Source organism: Cellulomonas sp. P1_C4 (assembly GCF_056406355.1).
Genome location: NZ_JBFUAI010000006.1, coordinates 15,146 through 37,327, shown reverse-complemented (window position 1 = coordinate 37,327; position 22,182 = coordinate 15,146). Strand labels below are relative to the sequence as shown.

19 protein-coding genes are annotated in these 22,182 nt (G+C 71.6%); 15 read left to right on the top strand and 4 right to left on the bottom strand.

Annotation, left to right across the window (positions count from 1 at the left end):
- Positions 1-41: 41 nt before the first annotated feature.
- The 6 genes from coaE (at position 42) to AC1DYZ_RS05790 (ending at position 6,174) form a co-directional block, all read left to right on the top strand.
- Complete coding sequence (coaE, locus tag AC1DYZ_RS05815; protein ID WP_477064255.1) at positions 42-671, top strand: dephospho-CoA kinase; 630 nt, start codon at positions 42-44, stop codon at positions 669-671.
- Positions 668-1,306 (top strand): pyroglutamyl-peptidase I, encoded by a 639-nt coding sequence (pcp, locus tag AC1DYZ_RS05810; protein ID WP_477064254.1) that lies wholly within the window; start codon positions 668-670, stop codon positions 1,304-1,306. Before coaE ends, pcp begins: the two co-directional genes overlap by 4 nt.
- Positions 1,307-1,342: 36 nt before the next feature.
- On the top strand, positions 1,343-3,451 hold the full coding sequence (gene uvrB / locus AC1DYZ_RS05805; RefSeq protein WP_477064253.1) for an excinuclease ABC subunit UvrB: 2,109 nt from the start codon (positions 1,343-1,345) through the stop codon (positions 3,449-3,451).
- Between the two features lie 17 nt (positions 3,452-3,468).
- A complete protein-coding gene (locus AC1DYZ_RS05800) occupies positions 3,469-3,906 on the top strand; it encodes a VOC family protein (protein ID WP_477064252.1) in 438 nt (145 codons plus the stop codon).
- A gap of 245 nt (positions 3,907-4,151) precedes the next feature.
- Positions 4,152-5,159: a TerC family protein gene (locus AC1DYZ_RS05795; protein WP_477064251.1), complete on the top strand. Its 1,008-nt coding sequence runs from the start codon at positions 4,152-4,154 to the stop codon at positions 5,157-5,159.
- 10 nt (positions 5,160-5,169) lie between these two features.
- Complete coding sequence (locus tag AC1DYZ_RS05790) at positions 5,170-6,174, top strand: TerC family protein (protein ID WP_477064250.1); 1,005 nt, start codon at positions 5,170-5,172, stop codon at positions 6,172-6,174.
- 4 nt (positions 6,175-6,178) lie between these two features.
- Here the strand turns inward: AC1DYZ_RS05790 and AC1DYZ_RS05785 are convergent, their stop codons facing one another.
- Positions 6,179-6,463, bottom strand: coding sequence for a YciI family protein (locus tag AC1DYZ_RS05785; protein WP_477064249.1), 285 nt, complete (start codon positions 6,461-6,463; stop codon positions 6,179-6,181).
- A 37-nt stretch (positions 6,464-6,500) separates the two neighbouring features.
- Between AC1DYZ_RS05785 and AC1DYZ_RS05780 the strand changes: the two genes are divergently transcribed.
- Genes AC1DYZ_RS05780 through AC1DYZ_RS05770 form a run of 3 tightly spaced genes read left to right on the top strand, consistent with a single transcriptional unit; the run spans position 6,501 to position 9,902 of the window.
- Positions 6,501-7,664 carry an acyl-CoA dehydrogenase family protein gene (locus AC1DYZ_RS05780; RefSeq protein ID WP_477064248.1) on the top strand — a complete coding sequence of 388 codons (1,164 nt, stop codon included), beginning with the start codon at positions 6,501-6,503 and terminating at the stop codon, positions 7,662-7,664.
- Between the two features lies 1 nt (position 7,665).
- On the top strand, positions 7,666-8,184 hold the full coding sequence (locus AC1DYZ_RS05775) for a GNAT family N-acetyltransferase (protein ID WP_477064247.1): 519 nt from the start codon (positions 7,666-7,668) through the stop codon (positions 8,182-8,184).
- Positions 8,185-8,213: 29 nt separating this feature from the next.
- Positions 8,214-9,902 (top strand): AMP-binding protein, encoded by a 1,689-nt coding sequence (locus AC1DYZ_RS05770; protein WP_477064246.1) that lies wholly within the window; start codon positions 8,214-8,216, stop codon positions 9,900-9,902.
- A gap of 3 nt (positions 9,903-9,905) precedes the next feature.
- Here the strand turns inward: AC1DYZ_RS05770 and AC1DYZ_RS05765 are convergent, their stop codons facing one another.
- Positions 9,906-10,547 carry an MBL fold metallo-hydrolase gene (locus AC1DYZ_RS05765; RefSeq protein WP_477064245.1) on the bottom strand — a complete coding sequence of 214 codons (642 nt, stop codon included), beginning with the start codon at positions 10,545-10,547 and terminating at the stop codon, positions 9,906-9,908.
- Positions 10,544-12,367 (bottom strand): glycoside hydrolase family 15 protein, encoded by a 1,824-nt coding sequence (locus tag AC1DYZ_RS05760; RefSeq protein ID WP_477064244.1) that lies wholly within the window; start codon positions 12,365-12,367, stop codon positions 10,544-10,546. Before AC1DYZ_RS05760 ends, AC1DYZ_RS05765 begins: the two co-directional genes overlap by 4 nt.
- 107 nt (positions 12,368-12,474) lie before the next feature.
- Between AC1DYZ_RS05760 and uvrA the strand changes: the two genes are divergently transcribed.
- On the top strand, positions 12,475-15,366 hold the full coding sequence (gene uvrA, locus AC1DYZ_RS05755; RefSeq protein WP_477064243.1) for an excinuclease ABC subunit UvrA: 2,892 nt from the start codon (positions 12,475-12,477) through the stop codon (positions 15,364-15,366).
- A 35-nt stretch (positions 15,367-15,401) separates the two neighbouring features.
- Here the strand turns inward: uvrA and AC1DYZ_RS05750 are convergent, their stop codons facing one another.
- Positions 15,402-15,908, bottom strand: a complete 507-nt coding sequence (locus AC1DYZ_RS05750; protein ID WP_477064242.1) for an OsmC family protein — start codon at positions 15,906-15,908, stop codon at positions 15,402-15,404.
- A gap of 73 nt (positions 15,909-15,981) precedes the next feature.
- On the opposite strand from AC1DYZ_RS05750, the gene uvrC reads away from it, so the two are divergent.
- The 5 genes from uvrC to gap all read left to right on the top strand — a co-directional run bounded on the left by uvrC (position 15,982) and on the right by gap (position 22,169).
- Complete coding sequence (uvrC, locus tag AC1DYZ_RS05745) at positions 15,982-17,997, top strand: excinuclease ABC subunit UvrC (RefSeq protein ID WP_477064241.1); 2,016 nt, start codon at positions 15,982-15,984, stop codon at positions 17,995-17,997.
- On the top strand, positions 17,994-18,938 hold the full coding sequence (gene rapZ / locus AC1DYZ_RS05740; protein ID WP_477064240.1) for an RNase adapter RapZ: 945 nt from the start codon (positions 17,994-17,996) through the stop codon (positions 18,936-18,938). Before uvrC ends, rapZ begins: the two co-directional genes overlap by 4 nt.
- Positions 18,935-19,912 (top strand): gluconeogenesis factor YvcK family protein, encoded by a 978-nt coding sequence (locus tag AC1DYZ_RS05735; protein ID WP_477064239.1) that lies wholly within the window; start codon positions 18,935-18,937, stop codon positions 19,910-19,912. The genes rapZ and AC1DYZ_RS05735 overlap by 4 nt, the downstream gene beginning before the upstream one ends.
- A gap of 49 nt (positions 19,913-19,961) precedes the next feature.
- On the top strand, positions 19,962-20,942 hold the full coding sequence (gene whiA, locus AC1DYZ_RS05730; protein ID WP_477064238.1) for a DNA-binding protein WhiA: 981 nt from the start codon (positions 19,962-19,964) through the stop codon (positions 20,940-20,942).
- A gap of 222 nt (positions 20,943-21,164) precedes the next feature.
- The gene (gene gap, locus AC1DYZ_RS05725) at positions 21,165-22,169 is read left to right on the top strand and encodes a type I glyceraldehyde-3-phosphate dehydrogenase (RefSeq protein ID WP_477064237.1); all 1,005 of its coding nucleotides are present in this window, start codon (positions 21,165-21,167) and stop codon (positions 22,167-22,169) included.
- Positions 22,170-22,182 lie beyond the last annotated feature (13 nt).

The window sequence follows — 22,182 nt, the reverse complement described above, 5'->3', positions numbered from 1 at the left end:
GGCCATCGGCGTACCCGGCCCCGACAGGGCAGGATGGACGGATGCAACGCATCGGTCTGACAGGCGGGATCGCGGCCGGCAAGTCCGTCGCGGCGCAGCGGCTGGGCGAGCTCGGGGCGGTGGTGATCGACTCCGACGTGCTCGCGCGTGAGGCCGTCGCCCCCGGCTCGGCGGGGCTGGACGCGGTCGCCGAGGAGTTCGGTGCCGGGGTGCTCGCCGCCGACGGGTCCCTGGACCGCGCCGCGCTGGCGAGGATCGTGTTCAGCGACCCGGCCGCGCGCGCCCGGCTCGACGCGATCGTGCACCCGATCGTGCGCCGGCTCTCGGCCGAGCGGGAGGCGTCGTCGTCCGTGACCGACCACGGCGCCGTCGTCGTGCACGACATCCCCCTGCTGGTCGAGACCGGTCAGGCCGACGCGTTCCACGTGCTCGTCGTCGTGCACGCACCGGCGGTCCTGCGCGTCGAGCGGCTCGTCCGGCTGCGCGGCATGGACCGGCTCGAGGCCGAGGCCCGGGTGTCCGCGCAGGCGAGCGACGACGAGCGCCTGGCCGTCGCCGACGTGGTGCTGGACGGCACGGGCAGCGACGACGACCTGCGCGCGCAGGTCGATGCCCTGTGGGACCGGCTCGCGGTCGAGCGGGCCGACGAGCTCGCGGCCGAGACCCCGTGACGCGCGTCCTGCTGACGGGGTTCGGGCCGTTCGACGGGCAGACCGTGAACGCGTCCTGGCTGGCCGTCAGCGAGGTGGCGTCGCGCTGGACCGGTCCCGCCGAGCTGGTGGTGCGGGAGCTGCCGGTGTCCTTCCGGGGCGCGCGCCAGCAGCTGCGGTCCGCGATCGCGGAGGTCGAGCCGGACCTCATCGTGTGCGTCGGGGAGGCGGGCGGGACGTCGGCCGTCCGGGTCGAGCGGGTGGCCGTGAACGTGATCGACGCACGGATCCCGGACGTCGACGGGTCCGCTCCCATCGACGTCCCGGTCATCGCGGGCGCGCCGACGGCGTTCTTCTCCACGCTGCCGGTCAAGGCGTGCGCGTCCGCCGTGCGCGAGGCCGGTGTGCCGGTCGAGGTGTCGAACACCGCCGGACTGTACGTGTGCAACGCCACGTTCTACGCGCTGCAGCACCTGCTCGCGGGGCGGCCCGGCGTCCGCAGCGGGTTCGTGCACGTGCCGCGCACCCCGGCGCAGGTGCCCGACGGCGGCCCGTCGCTCGAGGTCTCCGCCGCGGCCACCGCGCTGCTCGCCGTCCTGCGGGCGGCCCTGTCGACGGCCACCGACCTCCGGGTGTCCGCGGGCACCCTGGCGTAGCCCGCGCGTGTCGGTGGTGCCACGTACGGTTGAGGCATGCGTCCAGTCACCGACCTTCAGCGGACCGTCGCGCCGTTCGAGGTGATCTCCGAGTACACGCCGTCGGGTGACCAGCCCAAGGCGATCAAGGAGCTGTCGGCCCGGATCAACGCGGGCGAGAAGGACGTCGTGCTGCTGGGCGCCACCGGCACCGGCAAGTCCGCGACCACGGCCTGGCTCATCGAGCAGGTGCAGCGCCCGACGCTGGTGATGGCGCCCAACAAGACGCTCGCCGCGCAGCTGGCCACGGAGTTCCGGGAGCTGCTGCCCAACAACGCCGTCGAGTACTTCGTGTCGTACTACGACTACTACCAGCCCGAGGCGTACATCGCGCAGACGGACACCTACATCGAGAAGGACTCGTCGATCAACGACGAGGTCGAGCGCCTACGGCACTCCGCGACCAGCTCGCTGCTCACGCGGCGCGACGTCATCGTGGTCGCCTCGGTGAGCTGCATCTACGGCCTGGGCACACCGCAGGAGTACGTCGACCGGATGGTCACGCTGTCCGTGGGCGACCAGGTGGACCGCGACCAGCTGCTGCGCAAGTTCGTCACCATGCAGTACACCCGCAACGACATGGCGTTCACGCGCGGGACGTTCCGCGTGCGCGGCGACACGGTCGAGATCATCCCGGTGTACGAGGAGCTCGCCATCCGGATCGAGTTCTTCGGCGACGAGATCGAGGCGATCGCGACCCTGCACCCGCTCACCGGCGACGTCGTGCGGTCGGAGAAGCAGATGCACATCTTCCCGGCCACGCACTACGTCGCGGGCCCGGAGCGCATGGAGCGGGCGATCAACGGCATCGAGCTCGAGCTGGAGGAGCGGCTGGCGGAGCTGGAGCGGCAGAACAAGCTCCTCGAGGCCCAGCGGCTGCGCATGCGCACCACGTACGACATCGAGATGATGCGCCAGATCGGCTCGTGCTCGGGCATCGAGAACTACTCGCGGCACATCGACGGGCGCAGCGCCGGCACGGCGCCCAACACGCTCATCGACTACTTCCCCGAGGACTTCCTGCTGGTCATCGACGAGTCGCACGTGACCGTGCCGCAGATCGGCGCGATGTTCGAGGGCGACATGTCGCGCAAGCGCGCGCTCGTGGACCACGGGTTCCGCCTGCCCAGCGCCACCGACAACCGGCCGCTGCGGTGGGAGGAGTTCGTCGAGCGGATCGGGCAGACCGTCTACCTGTCGGCGACCCCCGGCAACTACGAGCTGTCGATCTCCGACGGCGTGGTCGAGCAGATCATCCGGCCGACCGGTCTGGTGGACCCGCAGGTCGTGGTCAAGCCGACGACGGGGCAGATCGACGACCTGCTGGGGGAGATCCACGACCGGGTCGAGAAGGACGAGCGCGTCCTGGTGACCACCCTGACCAAGAAGATGGCCGAGGACCTCACCGACTACTTCCTCGAGAAGGGCGTCCGCGTCCGGTACCTGCACTCCGAGGTGGACACCCTGCGGCGCGTGGAGCTCCTGCGCGAGCTGCGGCTCGGCGAGTACGACGTGCTGGTCGGCATCAACCTGCTGCGCGAGGGGCTCGACCTGCCCGAGGTGTCGCTCGTGGCCATCCTCGACGCCGACAAGGAGGGCTTCCTGCGGTCGGGGCGCTCGCTGATCCAGACCATCGGGCGCGCGGCGCGCAACGTGTCCGGCGAGGTCCACATGTACGCCGACCGGATCACCGACGGCATGGCGCAGGCCATCGAGGAGACCAGCCGCCGGCGGGAGCGCCAGGTCGCCTACAACCTCGAGAACGGCATCGACCCGACGCCGCTGCGCAAGAAGATCGGCGACATCACGGACCTGCTGGCCCGCGAGGACGCGGACACGGCCGAGCTGCTCGGGGGCGGTGGTCGGCAGACCAGCCGCGGCAAGGCGCCCGTGCCGGGCTTCGGCTCGAAGAAGGGTGCGCCGCGCGACGAGCGGACGCGGCTCACGGGCGCGGCCGCGGGCGAGCTGGCGGACCTCATCCAGCAGCTGTCGGACCAGATGCACGCGGCCGCCGCGGAGCTCCAGTTCGAGCTGGCCGCGCGGCTGCGTGACGAGATCTCCGGCATGAAGAAGGAGCTCCGGCAGATGCAGGCCGCCACGGCCTGACGGGGAGAGAGCGAATCATGGCGGTCCCGGTCCAGGTGACGTTCGACGCGGCCGACCCGGCGACCCTCGGTCGGTTCTGGGGTGAGGTGCTCGGCTACGTCGAGCAGCCACCGCCGGACGGACACGCCAGCTGGGACGCGTTCCTCGACACCTTGGGAGTTCCGCCGGACGAGCGGAACTCGGCGTACGCGGTGATCGATCCCGACGGCGTCGGCCCTCGGCTGCTCTTCCAGAAGGTGCCCGAGGGGAAGACGGCGAAGAACCGGGTGCACCTCGACGTGAGCGTCGGCGCCGGACTGGAACGCGCGGACCGACCCGCTCGATGCCGCCAGCGGTCGGCGGAGCTCGTGGAGCTCGGCGCGACGCAGGTGCGGGTGTTCGAGGGCGAGGAGGGGCCGGGGTCGTTCTGGATCGTCATGACGGACCCGGAGGGCAACGAGTTCTGCCTGCAGTGAGAGGCGTGCCCAGGTGCGATGTGGGGCCTGCGTGGCGATGATGTGACGATCCCGGGCCGCGAGACAGCCTCGCCGAGGCCGGCGTGCCCTATGCTTGCCGACGTTGAAGGGGAGTACCCCACACACGATCCCGTCGTCATCACGGACCCGCTCGCGCGGGGCCCGGCTGGATCGGTCCGCGACACGCAGGTGCGGGCGGGGGAGACCTTCGGTACCGACGCAACTCTCGTACCGGAGGTTTCTGCATGGACGTGGCCGGCTGGGTCTGGGCGGTAACGGCGGTCTTCGTCGTCGGCCTGATCGTCTTCGACTTCTACGCCCACGTGCGCACCCCCCACGCGCCCACCTTCTCGGAGTCCGCGCGGTGGTCGATCTTCTACATCGGCATCGCCCTGGTCTTCGGCGTCATCGTGGGCATGGCCTGGGGCTGGGGACCCGGCACCGAGTACTTCGCCGGGTACATCACCGAGAAGAGCCTCTCGGTGGACAACCTGTTCGTCTTCCTCATCATCATGACGAAGTTCGCGGTGCCTCGGGAGTACCAGCAGAAGGTGCTGCTGGTCGGCGTCGTGATCGCGCTGATCCTGCGCACGGTGTTCATCCTGGCCGGCGCCGCCGCCATCGAGCAGTTCTCGTGGGTGTTCTACATCTTCGGCGGGTTCCTCGTGTACACCGCCATCAAGCTGGTGCGCGAGCACCACGACGCCGAGCACCCGGACCCGCGCGAGGAGCGTGACGGGATCGCCGTCCGCCTGTTCAAGCGCTTCGTCCCGACGGTCGAGGAGTACCACGGCGACCGCCTCACGGTGCGGCTCGACGGCAAGCGGTTCTTCACACCGATGCTCGTCGTCATGGTCGCGATCGGGTCCACCGACGTGCTGTTCGCGCTCGACTCGATCCCCGCGATCTACGGCCTGACCGAGGAGCCGTACATCGTCTTCACGGCGAACGCCTTCGCGCTGCTCGGCCTGCGCCAGCTGTACTTCCTCATCGGCGGCCTGCTCGAGCGCCTCATCTACCTGTCCCAGGGCCTCGCGGTCATCCTCGGGTTCATCGGCATCAAGCTCGTGCTGCACGCCCTGCACGTCAACGAGCTGCCCTTCATCAACAACGGCGAGCCCGTCGAGTGGGCTCCCGAGATCCCCATCTGGCTGTCGCTCGTGGTCATCCTCGGCACCCTCGTCGTGGCGACCGTCCTGAGCCTCCTGAAGACCCGCAGTGACGCGAGCATCGCGTCGAAGACCGAGAACTGAGGAACACCCCTTGCACGTCGACTCCCTCGTCTGGATCGTCTCGCTCGGTCTGGCCGGCGCGCTGCTCGTCATCGACGTCGCCATCGTCGGCCGCCGGCCGCACGTGCCGACGACCGCCGAGTGCCTGCGCTACCTGGCGATCTACATCGGGCTCGCCGCGCTCTTCGGCGGCTGGGTGTGGATGCGGTGGGGCGCGGAGTACGCCGGCCAGTTCTACGCCGGCTGGCTGACCGAGTACTCGTTGTCGGTGGACAACCTGTTCGTGTTCCTGCTGATCATGGGCAAGTTCGCGGTGCCACGGGCGTACCAGCAGACGGCGCTGCTCATCGGCATCATCCTGGCGCTGGTGTTCCGGGGGATCTTCATCTGGGCCGGCGCCGCCGTCATCGACGCGTTCAGCTGGGTGTTCTACCTGTTCGGCGCGTTCCTCGTCTGGACCGCCTGGAAGGTGGGGCGCGAGGGCGCGGCGGGCGACGACGACGAGTTCCACCCACCGCTCCTGCTCCGGATCGTGCAGCGGATCTTCCCGGCGACGCCGGAGTACCACGGTGTGAAGCTCACGGTGGTCGAGGGCGGCCGCCGGTTGATGACGCCGATGTTCGTCGTGCTCGTCGCGCTGGGCGCCACGGACCTGCTGTTCGCGTTCGACTCGATCCCGGCGATCTTCGGCCTGACGAGCGAGCCGTACCTGGTGCTCATGGCCAACCTGTTCGCCCTCATGGGCCTGCGCCAGCTCTACTTCCTGCTGGGCGACCTGCTCAAGCGCCTCGTCTACCTGAACATCGGGCTCGCGGTGCTGCTCGGGTTCATCGGCGTGAAGCTCGTGGCGCACGCGTTGCACGAGAACGAGGTCCCGTTCATCAACGGCGGCGAGCCCGTCCAGTGGGCGCCCGAGATCCCCATCTGGCTGTCCCTCTGCACGATCGTCGCGATCCTCGCCGTGACCGCGCTGGCCAGCATCCTCAAGGTCCGGCTCGACGAACGCTCGGCCGCGGCCGAGCGAATCACCGACTGACCGGTCAGGCGCTCCAGGGGCCGAGCACCAGCTCCCACGCGCGCACGTCGGCGTCGGCCACCAGACCCTCGCGCGCGAACGGGTCGGCCGCCAGGATCGCGTCGACGTCCGCCTGGTCGTCGGCCCGGAACACCAGCAGCGCGCCCGGGGCACCGTCGGAGAACGGTCCGGAGACCAGGAGCGTGCCCTGCTCGGCCAGGCCGGACAGGTACGCGCGGTGCTCGGCACGGAACACGTCGCGCACGTCGGCACGCTCGTCGTAGGCGTAGCGGACGGCATAGGTGGGCATGGCGCCATCCTGCCCGAGCCGGTGGCAGAGTGCTGACATGGCCCGCACGCTGCGCACGCTGCTCACCGACGACCTGCTCGAGCGGATCCATGAGCGGGCGCCGGTCCACGACCGGGAGAACACGTTCCCGCACGACGACCTCGCGGACCTCGTCGCCGCGGGGTACCTCACCGCTTTCGTGCCCGAGTCTCTCGGTGGTGCCGGCCTGACCTTGGAGGAGGCCGCGCGCGAGCAGGTCCGGCTCGCGGCCGCGGCTCCCGCGACGGCGCTGGCGATCAACATGCATCTCGTCGTCACCGGGTTGGCCGCGCTGCTGGTCGGCCGCGGGGACGACTCCGTCGAGTTCGTCCTGCGGGACGCGGCGGCGGGGGAGATCTTCGCGTTCGGCAACTCCGAGGCCGGCAACGACCTCGTGATGTTCGGGTCGCGGACGCGGGCCGAGCGCCAGCCCGACGGCGCCTACCGGTACACGGGCACGAAGATCTTCACGTCGCTGTCCCCGGTGTGGACCCGGCTGGCCACCTTCGGCCTCGACGACTCGGACCCGGACGACCCGCGGCTCGTGCACGGCGTCGTCTCCCGCGCGGACGGCGGCGTCGAGGCCCGCGACGACTGGGACACCCTCGGCATGCGGGCGACGCAGTCCGCCACCACGGTGCTCGACGGCGCCCTCGCGCGTGCCGACCGGGTCTACCGCTCGCTGCCGCCCGGCCCGAGCGCGGACCCGTTCGTCTTCGCGCTCTTCGCAGTCTTCGAGATCCTGCTCGGCGCGGTCTACACGGGGATCGGGCGGCGGGCGATCGAGCTCGGCGTCGCGGCGGCGCGGCGCCGGACGTCGATGAAGTACGACGGCCGCGCCTACGCCCAGGACCCCGACATCCGCTGGCGGATCGCCGACGCGGTGCTCGCGCAAGACGGGGCCGAGCTGCAGGTGTTCGCGCTGGCGCGGGACGTCGACGAGCAGGTCGACCACGGCAGCCGGTGGTTCGCCCAGCTGGTCGGGCTCAAGGTCCGGGCCACCGAGTCCGCCCGGGTGGTCGTCGACAACGCGATCCGCGTCTCGGGCGGGGGCTCGTACTTCAGCGGCAGCGAGCTCGGTCGGCTGTACCGCGACGTGCTCGCCGGGCTGTTCCACCCGTCCGACGACGAGTCCGCGCACGCCACCGTCGCCACCTCCGTGCTGGGACCGCCGGAGGCCTGACGTGGAGCTGCCCGACGCACTGGACCTCGGCCCCGCGCACCTGCGCGCCGTGCGGGAGGACGACTGGGAGCTCGACTACACGCTCTCCCGGGTCCCCGACGTCCCGCAGTGGACCTACTACCCGGCCGACGTCGGGGTGGACGAGGCGCGCGCGCGGGTGTCGCGCAGCCTGGCGAACCGGACGGAAGGGCGCGGCGGGCGCTACGTCGTCGAGCGCGACGGCGCGGCGGTCGGCACCGTCGGCATCGTGCACCGCATCGACGGCCCGTACCTCTACTACGCGTTCCTGCCCGAGGGACGCGGCCTCGGCCTCGCGACCATGGCCGTGCAGGCGCTCTGCGCGTGGGCGTTCGCGCACGGTGCGGACCGCGTGCAGGCGCTGACGATGCTCGAGAACACCCGGAGCGAGCGCGTGCTCGAGCGGGCGTCCTTCGTGCGCGGCGGCATCGAGGTGGAGCACGACGGCCTCACGGTGACGCGCTGGTCACGCTCGCGCGACCCACAACCTACTCACAAGTAACTTACGCAACCGTAGGTTACGATCGGGAGATGACCACCGTGGGATCAGGCCGACCGTCCGCCGCGTCCACCGGCGCCCCGCGGGAGGTGGCCATCCCCGACGAGCCGCTCACCGCCGCGCTCGACCGTGCGGCGCAGCGGTGGCCCGATCGGGCCGCGGTCGACTTCCTCGGCGCCGCGACCACGTACAGCGAGCTCGCCGACTCCGTCGCCCGCGGCGCGCAGGTGCTGCTCGACCTCGGGGTCCGCCCCGGAGACCGCGTCGCCCTGGTCATGCCGAACTGCACCAGCCACGTGGTCGCGTTCTATGCCGTCCTGCGGATCGGCGCGGTCGTCGTGGAGCACAACCCCACGTACTCGAGCGGCGAGCTGGCTCACCAGCTGGCCGACTCCGGCGCCGTCGTCGCGCTCGTGTGGGAGAAGGCCGTGCCGCGCGTGCTCGAGTCGCTGCCCCGGACCGCGCTGAAGGCGGTCGTGGCGATGGACCTGTCGGCCGACCTGTCCCGCGGCAAGCGCCTCGCGCTGCGGCTGCCCCTGCCCAGCGCCCGCAAGGCGCGCCGGGCCATGTGCGGCAAGGTGCCGCCGGCGTTCCCGATGTGGCACAGGCTGGTCGCCCGCGCGACCCCGCTCGACCCCGCCCACGCGGCGCCCACGGCGTCCGAGGTCGCCCTCCTGCAGTACACCGGCGGCACCACGGGGACGCCGAAGGGCGCGATGCTCACGCACCGGAACCTCGTCGCGAATGCCGTCCAGGGCCAGGCCTGGACCGGCGCCACGCCCGCCACGGAGGTCGTCTACKGGGTGCTGCCGTTCTTCCACGCCTTCGGGCTCACGCTCTGCCTCAGCTACGCGATGCGGGTCGCCGCGACTCTCGTGGCGTTCCCGTCCTTCGACCCGGCGCGCGTGCTCGACACGCAGAAGCGCGTCCCCGGGACGTTCCTGCCGGCCGTTCCGCCGATGCTCGACCGCCTCGCGGCCGCCGCTCGCGCGACCGGCGCGAACCTCACGTCCTTCCGGTACGCGATCTCCGGCGCGATGGCGCTGCCGGCGTCCACGGCGCAGGCGTGGGAGGAGGTCACCGGTGGCCTCGTCATCGAGGGCTACGGCATGACCGAGACCTCGCCCGTCGCGCTCGGTAACCCGCTCACGGATGCCCGCCGCCCCGGCACCCTCGGGCTGCCGTTCCCGAGCACGAGCATCCGGGTGGTCGACCCGACCGACGTCAAACGCGACGTCGAGCCGGGGGAACGCGGCGAGCTGCTGATCCGAGGCCCGCAGGTGTTCGCCGGGTACTGGAAGCGTCCCGACGAGACCGCGGAGCAGCTGCTCGACGGCGGCTGGCTGCGCACGGGCGACATCGTCACGGTCGACGAGACCGGGTGGGTCGTCCTGGTCGACCGCATCAAGGAGGTCATCGTCAGCGGCGGCTTCAAGGTGTACCCGTCGCAGGTCGAGGACTGGTTGCGCACGATGCCGGGGGTGGCCGACATCGCCGTCGTCGGGGTGCCCGGAGGTGACCTCGGCGAGACCGTGGTCGCCGCCGTGGTGCTCGAGCCCGGCACGCCCGGGATCGAGCTCGCGGCGGTCCGCGCCTGGGGCGAGAAGCACCTGGCGCGGTACGCGCTGCCGCGCCGGCTCGTCGTGCTCGACGAGCTGCCCCGGTCGCAGGTGGGCAAGGTGCTGCGCCGGGTGGTGCGCGAGTCGGTCCTCGAGGCCTGAGCCTCACCAGCCGCGGGCGCGCCACTCCGCGAGGTGCGGACGCTCGGCGCCGAGCGTCGTGTCGCGGCCGTGTCCTGGGTAGACGCGCGTGTCGTCGGCGAAGCGGTCGAACAGCCGGGTGACGACGTCGTCGTACAGCTGGGTGAACGCCTCGGGGCTCTTCGTGGCACCGACGCCGCCGGGGAACAGCGAGTCGCCCGTGAACAGGTGCACGCGGCCGCCGGGCTCCGTGTAGGCCAGCGCGACCGATCCCGGCGTGTGTCCGCGCAGCGCGATGACCTCGAGCGTCACCTGCCCGAGCGTCAGCCTGTCGCCGTGGTGGAGTCGCCGGCCGATCGGGATGTCGGTCGCCTCCGTGATCGCCTCGGCGTCGTCGGCGCCCGCGGCCGCCTGCGCGCCCGTGACGGCGACGACGGACGCGAGGGCGCGGTGGTGGTCCGCGTGCCGGTGCGTGGTGACGACCAGGTCGAGGCCGCCTGTGCTCTCGGTGACGAGGGCGAGCAGGCGGTCGGGGTCGTCCGCGGCGTCGATGAGCAGCTGGGTGCCGTCGCGACGGCAGGTCAGCAGGTAGGCGTTGTTGTCCATCGGCCCGACGGAGGCCGTGCGGATCTCCACCTCGTCGAGCGTCTGTGTCTGCGCGGTCATCGTCCTGCTCTCTCCAGTGCGAGGTCGTGGCTGTGCACGGCGCGGACCAGTGCCAGGTGCGACAGGGCCTGCGGGAGGTTCCCCGCCATCCGGCGGCCCACCGGGTCGTACTGCTCGGCGAGCAGCCCGACGTCGTTGGCCAGGCCCACGAGGATGTCGAGGACCTCGGTCGAGGCGTCGACGTCGTCGGAGCGGGCGAGGGCGTCGGCGAGCCAGAACGAGCAGGCGAGGAACGCGTGCTCGTCGCCGGCCACTCCGTCGTCGGTGCGCTCCGTGCGGTAGCGGCGGAGCAGGCCGGGCGCGATCTCGAGCTCGGACCGGATCACGGCGAGGGTCGACACGATCCGCGGGTCGTCCGCCGGCAGGAAGCCGACCTGCACCATCTGCAGCAGCGCCGCGTCCGTGTGCTCCGCGCCGTACGCCTGCACGAACGTGCCACGCTCCGCGTCCCACGCGTGGGTCAGGACGTCCGCGTGGATGGCGTCCCGTTCGGTGCGCCACCGGTCCACGGGAGCGTCGAGCCGGTGCTTCTCGGCCGCGCGGACGGCGCGGTCGACCGCCGCCCAGGCCATGACCTTGGAGTGCGTGAAGTGCTGCGGAGCGCCGCGCACCTCCCAGATGCCCCGGTCCGGCTCGCGCCAGCGGGTGAGCAGGTGGTCCACGAGGTGGCGCTGGAGGGACCACGTGTCGTCGGTCTCGGCGAGGCCCGCCTCGCGCGCCATCTCGAGGGCGCACATCACCTCGCCGAGCACGTCGTTCTGCACCTGCTCGACCGCGGCGTTGCCGATGCGGACCGGGCGCGACCCGGCGTACCCCGCGAGGTGCGCCAGCTCGCGCTCGGGCAGGTCACGCCCCCCGTTGACGCGGTACATGATCTGCAGGTCGGCGGGGTTGCCCGCGACCGCCCGCAGCAGCCAGTCGCGCCACTCCGTCGCCTCGTCGCGGTAGCCGTGCTCGAGCAGGGCCTCGAGCGTCATGGCGGCGTCGCGCAGCCAGCAGAAGCGGTAGTCCCAGTTGCGCTCGCCGCCGAAGTCCTCGGGCAGCGACGTCGTCGCGGCCGCGACGATGCCGCCGGTCTCGGAGTCCGTGAGCATGCGCAGCACGAGGAGGGACCGGACGACTGCCTCGCGGTAGGAGCCCGTGTACGCGCAGCCGCGCGCCCAGAGGCCCCAGCCGATGCGGGTGCTGTCGATCCGGTCCTCGATGGTCAGCCGTGGCGGCACCGGGTCCCAGGACCGTGTCCAGGTCAGCGCGAGCTCGACGGACTCGCCCTGCTGCAGCGTGAACCGGTCCGCGTGCCGGTGGTCGTGGGGCGTAGGCAGCCGGTCGCCGCGCAGCAGCAGGGAGTCCGGGCCGGCGATCGCCCGGATGGCGTCGTCCCCCGCGTCGTCCGTCATCCGCCGCACCCACGGCTCGACCGCGCCGTAGCCGAACCTGACGACCCACTCGTGCTCGACCTCGACGCTGCCCCTGGTGCAGACGAGTCGCCGCACGAGGTCGGCGCGGCCGTCGTTGAGCGGCATCGTCTCCTGGGCGACCGCGGTCCCGTGGGCGGTCTCGTACGTCGTCTCCAGGACGAAGGAGTCGTCCAGGTAGCGCCGCGTCACCGTGGTCGCGTCCCGAACGGTGAGCAACCAGCGTCCGTCTTCCGAGGTGCCGAGCAGGCGCGCGAAGCAGGCGGCGGAGTCGAACGTGGGCAGGCACATCCAGTCGATCGAGCCGCGGCGGGAGACGAGGGCGGCCGTCCTCCCGTCGCCGAGCACGGCGTAGTCCTCGATCGGTACCAGCGGGGGGTCGACGGCGGCGTCGGGACTGTCCACGTGCGAAGCATGGACCGGTGGCGGAGGAGCGGCACGTCGGACCCGTGTGCGTTCGCTCACGTCGAACAGATGTGCGATTGTTGGTGGCGCCACGTAGACTCCCCGCCGTGAACGAACGACTGGTGGTGCAGGGCGCCCGCGAGCACAACCTTCGCAACGTCGACGTCGATCTCCCGCGCGACAAGCTCATCGTGTTCACCGGTCTGTCCGGTTCGGGCAAGTCGTCGCTGGCGTTCGACACGATCTTCGCGGAGGGCCAGCGGCGCTACGTGGAGTCGCTGTCCGCGTACGCGCGGCAGTTCCTCGGGCAGATGGACAAGCCCGACGTCGACTTCATCGAGGGCCTGTCGCCGGCGGTGTCGATCGACCAGAAGTCGACCAACCGCAACCCGCGCTCGACGGTCGGCACGATCACCGAGGTCTACGACTACCTGCGGCTGCTGTATGCGCGCGCCGGCACCCAGTACTGCCCGATCTGCGGCGAGCGCGTCACCGCCCAGACCCCGCAGCAGATCGTCGACCGGCTGCTCGAGCTCCCCGGGGGCACCCGGTACCAGGTCCTCGCGCCGGTGGTCCGCGGCCGCAAGGGCGAGTACGCGGACCTGTTCAAGGAGCTGCAGGCCAAGGGCTTCGCCCGCGCCCGCGTGGACGGCGAGGTCGTGCAGCTCACCGAGCCCCCCGCGCTCGAGAAGAAGCTCAAGCACGACATCGAGGTCGTCATCGACCGCCTGGTCGCCCGCGAGGGTGTCCAGCGCCGGCTCACGGACTCCGTCGAGACAGCGCTCGGCCTGGCCGGCGGTCTCCTGGTCGTCGAGCTGGTCGACGCCGACATCGACGACCTGAACCGCGAGCGTCGGTTTTCCGAGCACCGCGCCTGCCCGAACGACCACGTGCTCACGCTGGACGAGATCGAGCCGCGGACGTTCTCGTTCAACGCGCCGTACGGCGCCTGCCCGGAGTGCACCGGCATCGGCTCACGCCTCGAGGTGGACCCCGACCTGGTCGTCCCGGACGAGGACCTGTCGCTCGACGACGGTGCGGTCGCCCCGTGGTCGCAGATCTCCAGCGAGTACTTCGCCCGGGTGCTCAGCGCGCTGGCCGCGGACATGGGCTTCTCGACGTCCGTGCCGTGGCGGGCTCTCCCGCAGCGCGCCAAGGACGCGGTGCTGCACGGACAGAACCACGAGGTGAAGGTCCGCTACAAGAACCGCTGGGGCCGCGAGCGCCAGTACTCGACCGGGTTCGAGGGCGTCATCACGTTCCTCGAGCGCCGGCACAACGAGACCGACTCGGACTGGAGCAAGGAGAAGTACGAGGCCTTCATGCGCGAGGTGCCGTGCCCCGTGTGCGAGGGTGCGCGGCTCAAGCCCGAGGTCCTCGCCGTGAAGGTCGGCGGTCGGTCCATCGCCGAGGTCTGCACCCTGCCCATCCGGGAGGCGCGCGAGTTCCTCGACGGGCTCGAGCTCGGCGAGCGCGAGAAGGCGATCGCCGCGCAGGTGCTCAAGGAGATCCAGGCGCGGCTCGGCTTCCTGCTCGACGTGGGCCTCGACTACCTGTCGCTGACCCGCCCCGCGGCGACGCTGTCGGGCGGCGAGGCGCAGCGCATCCGGCTGGCGACGCAGATCGGCTCCGGCCTGGTCGGCGTGCTCTACGTGTTGGACGAGCCGTCCATCGGGCTGCACCAGCGGGACAACCGCCGCCTGATCGACACGCTGACGCGCCTGCGGGACCTGGGCAACACGCTCATCGTCGTCGAGCACGACGAGGACACCATCCGCACGGCGGACTGGATCGTTGACATCGGTCCGGGCGCGGGCGAGCACGGCGGGCGGGTGGTCCACTCGGGCGACCTCGCGGGCCTGCTGGCGTCGACCGAGTCGGTGACGGGGGCGTACCTGTCGGGCCGGCGGACCATCCCGATGCCGAACGAGCGACGGCCCACCGACACGGCGCGGCAGCTGACCGTCGTCGGGGCCCGCGAGCACAACCTGCAGGGCATCGACGTGTCGTTCCCGCTGGGCGTGCTCACCGCCGTCACCGGCGTCTCGGGGTCGGGCAAGTCGACGCTGGTCAACGCGATCCTCTACACGGTGCTGGCCAACGAGCTCAACGGCGCCCGGCAGGTCGCCGGCCGGCACAAGCGCGTCACCGGCCTGGAGCACCTGGACAAGGTCGTGCACGTGGACCAGGGGCCTATCGGCCGCACGCCGCGGTCCAACCCGGCCACGTACACCGGCGTCTGGGACCACGTCCGCCGCCTCTTCGCGGAGACCACCGAGGCGAAGGTGCGCGGCTACACGCCGGGGCGCTTCTCCTTCAACGTCAAGGGCGGCCGCTGCGAGGCGTGCTCGGGCGACGGCACGCTGAAGATCGAGATGAACTTCCTGCCCGACGTCTACGTACCGTGCGAGGTCTGCCACGGCGCGCGGTACAACCGCGAGACGCTCGAGGTGCACTTCAAGGGCAAGACGGTCGCCGACGTGCTCAACATGCCGATCGAGGAGGCCGCGGAGTTCTTCGCCGCGGTGCCCGCGATCTCGCGGCACCTGCGCACCCTGGTCGACGTGGGCCTCGGATACGTCCGGCTCGGCCAGCCGGCCCCGACGCTCTCCGGCGGCGAGGCCCAGCGCGTCAAGCTCGCCGCGGAGCTCCAGCGGCGCTCGACCGGGCGCACGATCTACGTGCTCGACGAGCCGACCACGGGTCTGCACTTCGAGGACATCCGCAAGCTGCTCGGGGTGCTGCAGTCGCTGGTCGACAAGGGCAACTCCGTCATCGTGATCGAGCACAACCTCGACGTCATCAAGAACGCCGACTGGGTGATCGACATGGGTCCCGAGGGCGGCAGCGGCGGTGGCCTGGTCATCGCCGAGGGAACCCCGGAGCACATTGCCTCGGTCGAGGCGAGCCACACCGGCCGGTTCCTGGCCGAGGTGCTCGAACCGGTCGCGCAGCCGGTGAAGAAGCGCCGCGCCGTCAAGCAGCGCGTCCCGGCGTGACCGGCGCGGGGCTGGTCGGCCCCGCCGAGGGGACGTCAGCCCGCGACGGCCATCCGGACCGGGACGGGCTCGTGCCGGACGGGGAAGTTGACCGACCGCGAGATGAAGCAGTGCTCGTGCGCCTGGTGATGGATTCCGCCGAGCACGGCGTCCGTCACCGCGCCGCCCGCGGGCAGGTGCGCGCCGGGGGCGACGGTGACCCGCGGCCGCAGGACGACCTCACGGAACTGACCGTGGCCCGCCGCCTCGATCCGCATGGTGCCCACGGCCTTGTCCTCGTACCCGACGACCACGACGCCGGCGGCCGACGCGAGGTGCAGGAACCAGAGCATGTGGCACTGGGCCAGCGCGCTGACCAGCAGCTCCTCGGGGTTGTACCGGGACGGGTCTCCCCGGAACGACGGGTCCGACGACCCGAGGAGCGGGGGCTTCGAGCCGATGCGCACCTCGTGGTCGCGGCTGTACGAGGTGTAGCTCGACGTGCCGGTGGCACCGGCGCCGGTCCAGGTGACGTCGACGGAGTACGTGTGGAGGGGGCCCATCGCTCCACGGTAACGGCGTCGGCAACGCCGTGGGCGGTCTGCAGCGTCGGTCTCGCGAACTACGCTCGAACGCATGGCTGATCCCGCCACGTACCGCCCCGCACCGGGGGAGATCCCCGACTCGCCGGGCGTCTACCGCTTCCGCGACGAGCACGGCCGCGTCATCTACGTCGGCAAGGCCAAGAGCCTGCGCTCGCGCCTGTCCAGCTACTTCCAGGACCTCTCCGGCCTGCACCAGCGCACCCGGCAGATGGTCACCACGGCCGCCTCGGTGCAGTGGACGGTCGTGGGCACCGAGGTCGAGGCGCTCGCGCTCGAGTACTCCTGGATCAAGGAGTTCGACCCGCGCTTCAACGTGAAGTACCGGGACGACAAGTCGTATCCGTACCTCGCCGTCACGATGGCCGACGAGTTCCCGCGCATCCAGGTGATGCGCGGCGCCAAGCGCATAGGCACCCGCTACTTCGGCCCCTACGCGCACGCCTGGGCCATCCGCGAGACCGTCGACCTGCTGCTGCGCGTGTTCCCGGTCCGCACGTGCTCGGCGGGCGTGTTCAAGCGGGCGCACCAGCAGGGCCGGCCCTGCCTGCTCGGGTACATCGACAAGTGCTCGGCGCCCTGTGTCGGCCGCATCTCGCCCGACGACCACCACCAGCTCGCCCAGGACTTCTGCGACTTCATGGCGGGCGACACGGCGAAGTTCACGCGGCGGCTGACGGCGCGCATGAAGGAGGCGTCGGCGGAGCTGGAGTTCGAGCGCGCGGCACGCCTGCGCGACGACATCGCGACCCTCGAGCGGGCCACCGAGAAGAACGCGGTGGTGCTGGCGGACGGCACGGACGCGGACATCTTCGCGCTGTCCGGCGACGAGCTGGAGGCGGCCGTCCAGGTGTTCCACGTGCGCGACGGACGCATCCGCGGCCAGCGCGGGTGGGTGGTCGAGAAGGTCGAGGACGTCACCGACGCCGAGCTCGTCGAGCACCTCTTGCAGCAGATCTACGGCAACGAGGCCTCCGGTGATGGGGACCCCGGTTCGTCGGCGGTCCCGCGCGAGGTGCTGGTCCCCGTGCTCCCGCCCGACGTCGACCAGGTGCAGGCGTGGCTGACGGGCCTGCGCGGCAGCAAGGTCTCGGTGCGCGTGCCGCAGCGGGGCGACAAGCGCGAGCTGGCGGAGACCGTGCACCGCAACGCCGAGCACGCGCTCGTGCTGCACCGCACCCGGCGCGCGGGCGACCTGACCACCCGCAGCCAGGCGCTGCAGGAGATCCAGGAGGCGCTGGACCTGGCGTCCGCCCCGCTGCGCATCGAGTGCTACGACGTGTCGCACAACCAGGGCACCTACCAGTCGGCGTCGATGGTCGTCTTCGAGGACGGCCTCGCGCGCAAGAGCGAGTACCGGCTGTTCACCGTCCGCGGTCCGGAGGGGCAGGGCGCGCGCGACGACACGGCGGCCATGCACGAGGTCATCACCCGGCGGTTCCGGCGGTACCTGGCCGACCGGGCGGATGCGCGGGACGTCGAGCTGGGCATCGGCGAGGACGACGACGACCAGCCGCTGCGCTCGGGGCCGATCGACGAGGTCACCGGCAAGCCGGTCCGCTTCGCCTACCCGCCGAACCTCGTCGTCGTGGACGGCGGACCGCCGCAGGTCGCGGCGGCCGCTGCGGCCATGGCGGAGCTCGGCATCGACGACGTCGCCCTGGTCGGGCTGGCCAAGCGGCTCGAGGAGGTGTGGTTGCCGGGGGAGGAGTACCCGGTGATCCTCCAGCGCAGCTCCGAGGGCCTCTACCTGCTCCAGCGGTTGCGCGACGAGGCGCACCGGTTCGCGATCACCGCGCACCGCAAGCGCCGGAGCAAGGGCATGACGACGTCGGTGCTGGACGGCGTGCCGGGACTCGGGCCGGCCCGGCAGGCGGCGCTGCTCCGGCACTTCGGGTCCGTGAAGCGGCTGCGTGCGGCGTCGGTCGAGGAGATCGCGTCCGTGCAGGGCATGGGGGACCGGACGGCGGCGGCGGTGGTCGCCGCGCTGGCCGCGCCGGGTGTGGCGGCAGCCCCGGCTACCGAGCCGGCTGGCATGCTGGACGCATGAGCGACGAGCCTTCGCCGATCACGGTGCCCGCCGGGATCCCCGCCCTCGAGGCGGCCACCGAGGCGCCCCACCTGAGCCAGCCGCAGGTCCTCATCATCACCGGCATGTCCGGTGCGGGCCGCACGCGGGCCGCCGCGGTGCTCGAGGACCTCGACTGGTACGTCATCGACAACCTGCCGGCCCAGATGCTCACCCACCTCGTCGGGATGCTCACCAGCGGGCCGGCCGGCGCCGGGGCGCAGCGGCTCGCCGCCGTCATCGACGTGCGCGGGCGCGAGTTCTTCCGGGACCTGTCGCCCGTGCTCCAGGGGCTGCGCGCGTCGGGCATCGAGTACCGGATCCTGTTCCTCGACGCCTCGGACGAGGTACTGGTGCGGCGGTTCGAGCAGGTCCGGCGGCCGCACCCGCTGCAGGGTCAGGGGCGGATCCTCGACGGCATCGCCGAGGAGCGCGCGATCCTCGCCGACCTGCGGGAGCGGGCCGACACCCTGATCGACACCTCGGAGCTCAACGTGCACGACCTGGCCCGCGAGGTCCGGGCCGTGGTCGCCAGCGCCGCCGACGACGTGCTGCGGATCTCGGTCGTGTCCTTCGGGTTCAAGTACGGGATCCCGCTGGACGCCGACCACGTGGTCGACATGCGGTTCCTGGCCAACCCGTACTGGATCACCGAGCTGCGGCACCTCACGGGACGCGACGCCCCGGTGCGCGACTACGTGCTGGGCCTGCCCGGCGCCGTGACCTTCATCGACCGGTACGTCGACGCCCTCGAGCCGGTGCTGGCCGGGTACCTGAACGAGGAGAAGCGGTACGTGACCATCGCGGTCGGCTGCACGGGCGGCAAGCACCGCTCGGTGGCCGTCAGCGAGGCCATCGCGACGAAGCTGCGGGAGCGGGGGCACCTCGTCGCGGTGTCGGCCCGCGACCTCGGCAAGGAATGAGGGCGGCCGCGCCGGCCGTCGTCGCTCTGGGTGGTGGGCACGGCCTGTCGGCATCACTGTCGGCCCTCCGGCTGATGACCGACCGCATCACCGCCGTCGTCACGGTCGCCGACGACGGCGGATCCTCGGGCCGCCTGCGCGACGAGCTCGGCGTCCTGCCGCCCGGCGACCTCCGGATGGCCCTCGCCGCGCTCTGCGACGACTCGGACTGGGGCCGCACCTGGCGCGACCTGCTGCAGCACCGGTTCCGCTCGTCGGGGGACCTGGACAACCATGCGGTGGGGAACCTGCTCATCGTCGCGCTCTGGGAGCTGCTGGGCGACACCGTCGAGGGGCTCGACTGGGTGGGCAAGCTGCTGGGCGCCCGCGGTCGGGTCTTGCCGATGACCTCCGTGCCGTTGCTCATCGAGGCCGACGTCGTCGAGCCCGGGGGAGCCACCAGCCTCGTGGTCGGGCAGAGCGCCGTCGCCGTCACGAGCGGGACCATCACGCAGGTGCGCCTCGAACCCGCGGACCCGCCCGCGTGCCCGGAGGCCGTGGAGGCCATCGAGTCCGCCGACTGGGTCGTCCTCGGGCCGGGCTCCTGGTACACGTCAGTCCTCCCGCACCTGCTGGTGCCTGGGCTGCGCGACGCGCTGGGCCGAACGGGGGCGCGCACGATCCTGACCCTCAACCTCTCGTCGGGTGAATCGGGGGAGACGGCGGGCATGAGCGCCGACCAGTACCTCGACGTGCTCCGGGTGCACGCGCCCGAGCTCCGGGTGGACGCCGTCGTCGCGGACCCGTCTGCCGTCGAGGACGTCGCGGCGCTTGCCGCGCGGAGCGCGGACCTGGGGGCACGTCTCCTGCTGCGGCAGGTCAGCCGGGGCGACGGCACGCCGCGGCACGACCCGCTGCGGCTCGCTGGGGCCTACTCCGACGTGCTGGACGGCTTCCTCGGGGATGTCGGGACCCGCGAGAACCCGGCCAGGTAGGTGACGGGAGCGGTCCCGGGCACGTGTCCTGCAATGGCAGGATGCAGCCATGGCGTTGACGGCACAGGTGAAGGACGAGCTCGCCCGTCTGAAGGTGGACAAGACGTCCTCACGGAAGGCCGAGGTCTCGGCCACCCTGAGGTTCGCCGGGGGCTTGCACATCATCTCGGGTCGGATCGTCATCGAGGCGGAGCTGGACACGGGCATCGCCGCCCGGCGTCTGCGACAGGCGATCGCCGAGGTGTACGGGCACGAGAGCGAGGTCATCGTCGTGTCGGGCGGCGGTCTGCGCCGCGGCAGCCGGTACGTGGTCCGCGTCGTCAAGGACGGCGAGTCGCTCGCCCGCCAGACGGGTCTGCTCGACAACCGGGGACGTCCCGTCCGTGGGCTGCCGCCGCAGGTCGTGTCGGCTGGCGTCGCGGAGGCCGAGGCGGCCTGGCGCGGCGCGTTCCTCGCGCACGGCTCACTCACCGAGCCGGGCCGGTCGTCGGCGCTCGAGGTCACGTGCCCCGGCCCGGAGGCGGCGCTCGCGCTCGTCGGGGCCGCGCGTCGGCTGGGCATCGCCGCCAAGGCGCGCGAGGTCCGAGGCATCGACCGCGTTGTCATCCGCGACGGTGACGCGATCAGCGCGATGCTCACCCGGCTCGGCGCGCACGAGACCGTGCTGGTCTGGGAGGAACGCCGCGTGCGGCGCGAGGTCCGCGGCACGGCCAACCGGCTCGCCAACTTCGACGACGCGAACCTGCGCCGCTCGGCGCGCGCCGCGGTCGCCGCGGGTGCCCGCGTCGAGCGGGCCTTCGAGATCCTCGGCGACGAGCTGCCGGAGCACCTGCGCGAGGCCGGGGAGCTGCGGCTCGCGCACAAGGAGGCGTCGCTGGAGGAGCTGGGCAAGCTCGCCGTGCCCACGCTGACCAAGGACGCCGTGGCGGGCCGCATCCGGCGCCTGCTGGCGACCGCGGACAAGCGTGCCGCGGAGCTGGGGATCCCGGACACCGAGGCCGGGCTCAGCCCGGACCTGCTCGATCTCTGACCTGGCCCGCGGTGCCCCCGCGGCCGTCTCACGAGGGACCTTCGTCACCGCGTGAGCCCGGTCACTGGTATAGGGTCATGTCATCCGAACGTCACACGACGGTCACGTGTTGGGCATGTGAGACAGCCCGTGCCGTAGACGTCCGGAGCGCACAGCGGCGTGCGTGACCCCATCACCAAAATGTGTGCGCCGGCCCCCCGTCGGCGCTGCCGAGGAGGGCAAGTGACCATCCGCGTCGGTATCAACGGCTTCGGCCGTATCGGGCGTAACTTCTACCGGGCGATCATCGCGTCCGGTGCCGACATCGAGATCGTCGGCGTGAACGACCTCACGGACAACAAGACGCTCGCGCACCTGCTGAAGTACGACACGGTGCTCGGTCGTTTCCCGCTCAGCGTCGACTTCGACGACGAGAACATCATCGTCGACGGCAAGAAGATCCGTGCCCTCGCCGAGCGCGACCCCGCCAGCCTCCCCTGGAAGGAGCTGGGCGCGGACATCGTCATCGAGTCGACCGGCTTCTTCACGGACGCCACCAAGGCGAAGGCCCACCTCGAGGCCGGCGCCAAGAAGGTCATCATCTCCGCCCCGGCGAAGAACGAGGACGCGACGTTCGTCGTCGGCGTGAACCACGAGTCGTACGACGCCGCGACGCAGCACATCATCTCGAACGCGTCGTGCACCACGAACTGCCTGGCCCCCGTGGCCAAGGCGCTCAACGACTCGATCGGCATCGAGCGTGGCCTCATGACCACGATCCACGCCTACACGGGTGACCAGAACCTGCAGGACGGCCCCCACAAGGACCTGCGTCGCGCCCGCGCCGCCGCGCAGAACATCGTCCCCACGTCCACCGGTGCGGCCAAGGCCGTCGCGCTCGTGCTCCCGGAGCTCAAGGGCAAGCTCGACGGCTTCGCCCTCCGCGTCCCGGTCATCACGGGCTCGGCCACGGACCTGACGTTCACGGCGTCGCGCGAGGTCACCGTCGAGGAGGTCAACGCCGCGGTCAAGGCCGCCGCCGACGGCCCGCTCAAGGGCATCCTCGAGTACGTCGACGACGAGATCGTGTCGAGCGACATCGTCACGAACCCGCACCAGAGCATCTTCGACTCGAAGCTCACCAAGGTGAGCGGCGACCTGGTCAAGATCATCGCCTGGTACGACAACGAGTGGGGCTACTCGAACAGCCTCGTCGCGCTCACCACGTACGTCGGCGAGCGTCTCTGACGGTCACGTCGCA